This window comes from Bergeriella denitrificans NBRC 102155, assembly GCF_001592185.1.
Lineage (GTDB): Bacteria > Pseudomonadota > Gammaproteobacteria > Burkholderiales > Neisseriaceae > Neisseria > Neisseria denitrificans.
Map to the genome: position 1 here is coordinate 1 of NZ_BCWL01000155.1, position 5115 is coordinate 5115.

General features: G+C 56.9%; 6 protein-coding genes. All 6 read left to right on the forward strand.

Annotation, left to right across the window (positions count from 1 at the left end; translation table 11 throughout):
- The first annotated feature begins 100 nt into the window (after window positions 1–100).
- Window positions 101–997 (forward strand): dihydrodipicolinate synthase family protein, encoded by an 897-nt coding sequence (locus BDE01S_RS08105; protein ID WP_066079932.1) that lies wholly within the window; start codon window positions 101–103, stop codon window positions 995–997.
- A gap of 122 nt (window positions 998–1119) precedes the next feature.
- A complete protein-coding gene (locus tag BDE01S_RS08110; RefSeq protein ID WP_066079935.1) occupies window positions 1120–2598 on the forward strand; it encodes an aldehyde dehydrogenase in 1479 nt (492 codons plus the stop codon).
- Window positions 2599–2707: 109 nt separating this feature from the next.
- A complete protein-coding gene (locus BDE01S_RS08115) occupies window positions 2708–3589 on the forward strand; it encodes a DMT family transporter (RefSeq protein ID WP_066079940.1) in 882 nt (293 codons plus the stop codon).
- A 142-nt stretch (window positions 3590–3731) separates the two neighbouring features.
- On the forward strand, window positions 3732–4163 hold the full coding sequence (locus BDE01S_RS08120) for a type II toxin-antitoxin system RatA family toxin (RefSeq protein WP_066079951.1): 432 nt from the start codon (window positions 3732–3734) through the stop codon (window positions 4161–4163).
- The gene (locus BDE01S_RS08125; protein ID WP_066079943.1) at window positions 4156–4434 is read left to right on the forward strand and encodes an RnfH family protein; all 279 of its coding nucleotides are present in this window, start codon (window positions 4156–4158) and stop codon (window positions 4432–4434) included. Before BDE01S_RS08120 ends, BDE01S_RS08125 begins: the two co-directional genes overlap by 8 nt.
- Window positions 4435–4496: 62 nt before the next feature.
- Entirely contained in the window at window positions 4497–5078 is a 582-nt protein-coding gene (pth, locus tag BDE01S_RS08130; RefSeq protein ID WP_066079947.1) for an aminoacyl-tRNA hydrolase, read from the forward strand.
- Window positions 5079–5115: the final 37 nt, after the last annotated feature.

Below are 5115 nucleotides of genomic sequence, written 5' to 3' on the forward strand. Positions count from 1 at the left end.
AAATTAATTTCTCCGACTATATGCCGTCTGAACATTCAGATGCGCATTTTCAGACGGCCTAGCTTAATGATTTTATCCCCTTGATGGAAAGGAAACGATTATGAAATTCGAAGGTATTTATACGCCCGCTGTAACGCCGTTGGCTGCAGACGGCAGCATCGACAAAGCCGCATTTGCTGCGGTATTGGAGCATCTGATTGAGCAGAAAGTGCACGGCATCATCATCGGCGGCTCAACCGGGGAATACTATGCCCATACGATGGACGAGCGTTTCGAGCTGAGCCGCTATGCGAAAGAAGTCATCAACGGCCGCCTGCCGCTGGTGGTCGGCACCGGCGCCATCCGCACGGAAGATTCGGTGGCTTTGGGCGCGATGGCCAAGGAGATTGGCGCGGATGCGGTGCTGATCGGTTCGCCGCCTTATGCGCTGCCGACCGAAGCGGAAAACGCCGCACATGCTTTGGCGGTGGATAAAGCCGCGGGCTTGCCGGCCATGCTGTACAACTACCCCGGCCGCATGAGCGTGATGATGGGGCAGGAATTTTTCGATACCGTATTTGCGGCTTCCAAAAATTTCGTTGCGATTAAAGAAAGCTCGGGCAGCACCGCCCAGCTGCACATGCTGGCCTGCCGCTATCCCGATTTGCAGCTCTCTTGCGGCTGGGACGACCAAGCCCTGGAATTTTTCGCTTGGGGCGCATCAAGCTGGGTGTGCGCGGGCTCCAACTTCCTGCCGCGCGAACATGTGGCCTTATACGAAGCCTGTGTGCTTGAAAAGAATTTCGATAAAGGGCGCAAGATTATGGCAGCCATGATGCCGTTTATGGATTTCCTGGAAAGCGGCAAATTCGTGCAGTCCATCAAATACGGCTGCGAGCTGGCCGGCTTGAAAACCGGCGGCGTGCGCCTGCCGCTTCAGGATTTGGATGCCGGGCAGAAAGCAGAATTGGCCGACATTATCGGCCGTCTGAAAACGGAAGTGGCCGCTGCGGCATAATCGATGGCAAAAGCCGTTTGAAAAAACAGATTTTGGATTTTTCAGACGGCTTTTAGTCAAATCGCACACATCATCATGGTATCGTGATTGATATTCAGCATTTATATACAGAGGAAACAGAGATGAAAAGCATACAAGAGATTTTTGCCGCCGCCGCGCAAGGCGGATTGAATGCGGTGAACTTGATTCCCGATTATGCCGGACACAACCGCCGTCTGGAAAACCGGACGCCGATTGACAACAGCCTAACCGGCTATATCACCGACAGCGGCGAAGAAGATGTCGAAGCCGCCGTAGCCGCGGCACGCAAGGCGTTTGACGAACAGGTATGGGCCGGGCTGGCACCGGCCGAGCGCCGGAAAATCATGCTCAAATGGTCGGCGTTGATTGCGGCGCATTCGGAAGAATTGGCCGCGCTCGACTGCATCGATGCGGGCAAACCGATTGACGAATGTCTCAACACCGATTTGCCGGCTACGGTGGAAACATTTGAATTTTATGCCGAATATCTGGATAAATCGTTTGACCGCATGGCGCCGACGGGCAGTGACGCGCTGGCGATGATTGTGCGCGAACCCATCGGCGTGGTGGCCTGCGTGCTGCCGTGGAATTTCCCGGCGCTGATGTTTGCCTGGAAAGTGGCTCCGGCTTTGGCGGCGGGTAATTCGGTGATTGTGAAACCGGCCGCAATCACGACTTTGAGCGCACACCGCATGATTGAGCTGGCCTATGAAGCAGGCGTGCCGCAGGGCGCATTGACCTTGGTATGCGGCTCGGGCAGTAAAGTCGGACGCGCGCTGGGTATGCACCACGATGTCGATATGGTGGCGTTTACCGGCTCTTCCGAAGTCGGTGCGTATTTTCTGGAATATTCTGCCCAAAGCAATATGAAGGAAGTGGTGCTCGAGTGCGGCGGCAAAAATCCGCAGATTATTTTTGATGACGCCGATTTAGACCGCGCTGTGCCGCATATTCTGGCGTCGTCGTTTTGGAATATGGGCGAAAACTGCAGTAGCGGCTCGCGGATTTTGGTGGACGAAAAAATCAAAGACAAGCTGGTGCAGAAGCTCTCGGAAGCGGTCAAAGCATGGAAAGTCGGCGACCCGAGGGAACACGGCGTCTCGTTCGGCCCGATGGTGGAAAAACGCCATTTCGAAAAAGTGGCCGGCTATCTGGACATTGCGGCAAAAGAGGGCGCGAAAGCCGTTATCGGCGGCCGCATCCGCAGCGATTTGGGCAGCGGCTGGTATATCGAGCCGACGATTTTTGACGGCGTCACGCCGGAGATGACGATTTTCCGCGAAGAAATCTTCGGGCCGATTTCGGGCATCACCACCTTCCAAACCGAAGAAGAGGCGGTGGCTTTGGCCAATGATACCATTTATGGGCTGGCCGCTTCGTTTTATACGCAGGACTTGTCCCGCGCCCACCGCGTTGCCCGGAAAATCCGTGCAGGTACGGTATCGGTGAACGGCTTTTCGGAAGGCAATGCCGCGACACCGTTCGGCGGCTATAAGCAGTCGGGTTTCGGCGGACGCGATAAGGGCGTGGAAGCGTTCGAGCAGTATATGCAGGTGAAAACCGTATGGTTTGTCGGATAAAAGTTTGCAGTATATCCTGTAAGATAATGTAAGATAAACATATAAAACGGTTTTTCAGACGGCCCCGCTGCAATGGGGCCGTCTGAATATTTATCGCAAAGGAAGAAATATGGACAAGCAGACGGTGGGTATGCTGCAGGTGGTCGCCGGGGCGGTGTGCTGGGGCAGCTTGGGTGTGTTGGGGGCGGCGCTGAACCGCTTGTCGTTTGAGGGTGCGGAGGTGGCGGCTTTGCGGATTGTGATTGCGGCGGCTCTGCTGCTGGCGGCGCTGCCTTATTTCCGGCCGTATCTGCGGGGGCTGACGCTGCGGCAGCTGCCGATGCTGGCGGTGCAGTCGTTTATCGGTATGCTGGGCATGAGCCTGCTGTATTTTGCGGCGGTGGCGCGGGTGGGGTCGTCGCTGGCGGTGGCTTTGCTGTATACGGCGCCGGTGTGGAGCTTGATTTTTGCGCGGGTGCTTTTGGGTGAGGGGATTACGCGGGGGCAGGCTGTGTTGACGGTGGTGGCGGCTGCGGGCGTGGGGCTGACGATGACGGGCGGCGCGGCGGTGGATGCGGTGGGCATCGCTGCGGGGTTGGGCTCGGGCATCTGCTATGCGCTTTACGGGGTGTTGGGTAAACGGGCGATGGCGGGCAATCCGCCGATGAGGGTGTTTTTTACGTCGATTGGCTGCTCGGCGCTGGTGTTGCTGCTGATGCCGGATACCTGGCAGGCTTTCGGGAAGCTGCTGGGGCAGGCTTGGCCGGCGTGGTTGTCGGCGCTGGCGCTGGCTTTGGTGGGCACGGTGGCGGCGTTTGCGCTGTTTGTGAAGGGTTTGGAGAAAATGCCGGCGGCCAGGGCTTCGGTGTTTACGGTGTTCGAGCCGCTGACGGCGGTGTTGCTGGCGGCGCTGCTGCTGGGCGAGCGTTTGGGCGGGCTGCAGTATGCGGGGGTGGTGCTGATTGTGGCGGCGGCGGTGTTGAATGCGCTACCGCGGCGTGCGTTGCGCTGATACAGGTCGTCTGAAAATATCTGCGGATTTCGTTTATATATAGCCGGTGCGTTCATTCTGCTGCAAGGCGCGGCCGACGCTGTAGCGGGATTTAAGTTCACCGACTATAATGGCGGTTTTCCGCATTTTGGCTTTACCTTTCATGAAAAAAATCGAGAAAAGCATGCTGGTGCTGCACAGCGCGGCGCAGATGTTCGAGCTGGTTGACCGGGTGGAGGATTATCCGAAGTTTCTGCCGTGGTACAGTAAAACCGAGGTCATCGAGCGCAGCGGCAATGAGCTGAAGGCGCGCCTGTTTATGGACTATATGCGCGTGCAGCAGTCGTTTGCGACGCACAACCGCAATATTCCGGGCGAGGAAATCCGTATGGACTTGCTGGAAGGGCCGTTTAAGGTATTGCGCGGAACGTGGAAGTTTATCGATTTGGGCGGGGATATGTGCAAGGTCGAGTTTAAGCTGGAATATGATTTTTCCAGCGGCCTGCTGGCTGCGGTGGTGTCGCCGGTATTCAGCCATTTGAGCAGCACGCTGGTGGATGCTTTCGTGAAGGAGGCCGACCGCCGCTATGCTTGAGGTTGAAATCGTTTACGGCCTGCCCGAGCGGCAGGTGCTGCTGAGCGTGCAGGTGGCGGAGGGGACGACTGCCCGCGAAGCCGTGCTGCAAAGCGGTATGGCCGCGCAGTTTCCCGATTTGGACGTAGAGGCCGCGCCGCTGGGCATTTTCGGCAAGCGGGTGAAAGACGATGCGGTATTGCGTGCGCACGACCGCGTGGAAATCTACCGCCCGCTTTTGGTTGATCCGAAAGAAGCGCGCCGCCGCCGCGTGCGCGGGGAAGCGAAATAAATAATGAAATGCCGTCTGAAAAATACCGTGATTTTCAGACGGCCTTTAGCGTAAAGAACATCATGTCTGAGAATAAAATCAAACTCATCGTCGGTCTGGGCAATCCCGGCCAGGAATACGAACACACCCGCCATAATGTGGGCTTTTGGCTGCTGGACGAGCTGGTCTGGCAATGGAAGGCAGCGTTTAAGGACGAAAAAAAATTCTTCGGCCAGGTGGCGCGCGAGGCCCGCGAGGGCGGCGATGTGTGGCTGCTGAAACCGACAACGTTTATGAACCGCTCCGGCCAGGCGGTGGCGGCGCTGGCGCAGTTTTACAAAATCAAGCCCGAAGAGATTTTGGTGGTACACGATGAATTGGATATTCCGTGCGGCCGCATCAAGTTTAAGCTCGGCGGCGGCAACGGCGGCCACAACGGCCTGAAAGACATTCAGGCTCGTATCGGCACGCCCAATTTCTACCGCTTGCGCTTGGGCATCGACCATCCGGGCGATAAAAATCTGGTGGTGGGTTATGTGTTGAACAAGCCCAGCGCCGCCGACCGCCAACTGATTGACGATTCCATCAACAAATCCCTGCAGGGTCTGCCGCAGCTGATTGCGGGCGAGTGGGAAGAGGCGCAGCGTTTCTTACACAGTAAATAGCAGGGCGGTGCAATAGTATTTTCAGACGGCCTTAGCT

Bases quoted from the DNA above. Each gene is read 5' to 3' on its own strand.
- BDE01S_RS08125 (WP_066079943.1), top strand. From the start codon at position 4,156: ATGCTTGAGGTTGAAATCGTTTACGGCCTGCCCGAGCGGCAGGTGCTG.
- BDE01S_RS08115 (WP_066079940.1), top strand. From the start codon at position 2,708: ATGGACAAGCAGACGGTGGGTATGCTGCAGGTGGTCGCCGGGGCGGTG.
- pth (WP_066079947.1), top strand. From the start codon at position 4,497: ATGTCTGAGAATAAAATCAAACTCATCGTCGGTCTGGGCAATCCCGGC.
- BDE01S_RS08110 (WP_066079935.1), top strand. From the start codon at position 1,120: ATGAAAAGCATACAAGAGATTTTTGCCGCCGCCGCGCAAGGCGGATTG.
- BDE01S_RS08120 (WP_066079951.1), top strand. From the start codon at position 3,732: ATGAAAAAAATCGAGAAAAGCATGCTGGTGCTGCACAGCGCGGCGCAG.
- BDE01S_RS08105 (WP_066079932.1), top strand. From the start codon at position 101: ATGAAATTCGAAGGTATTTATACGCCCGCTGTAACGCCGTTGGCTGCA.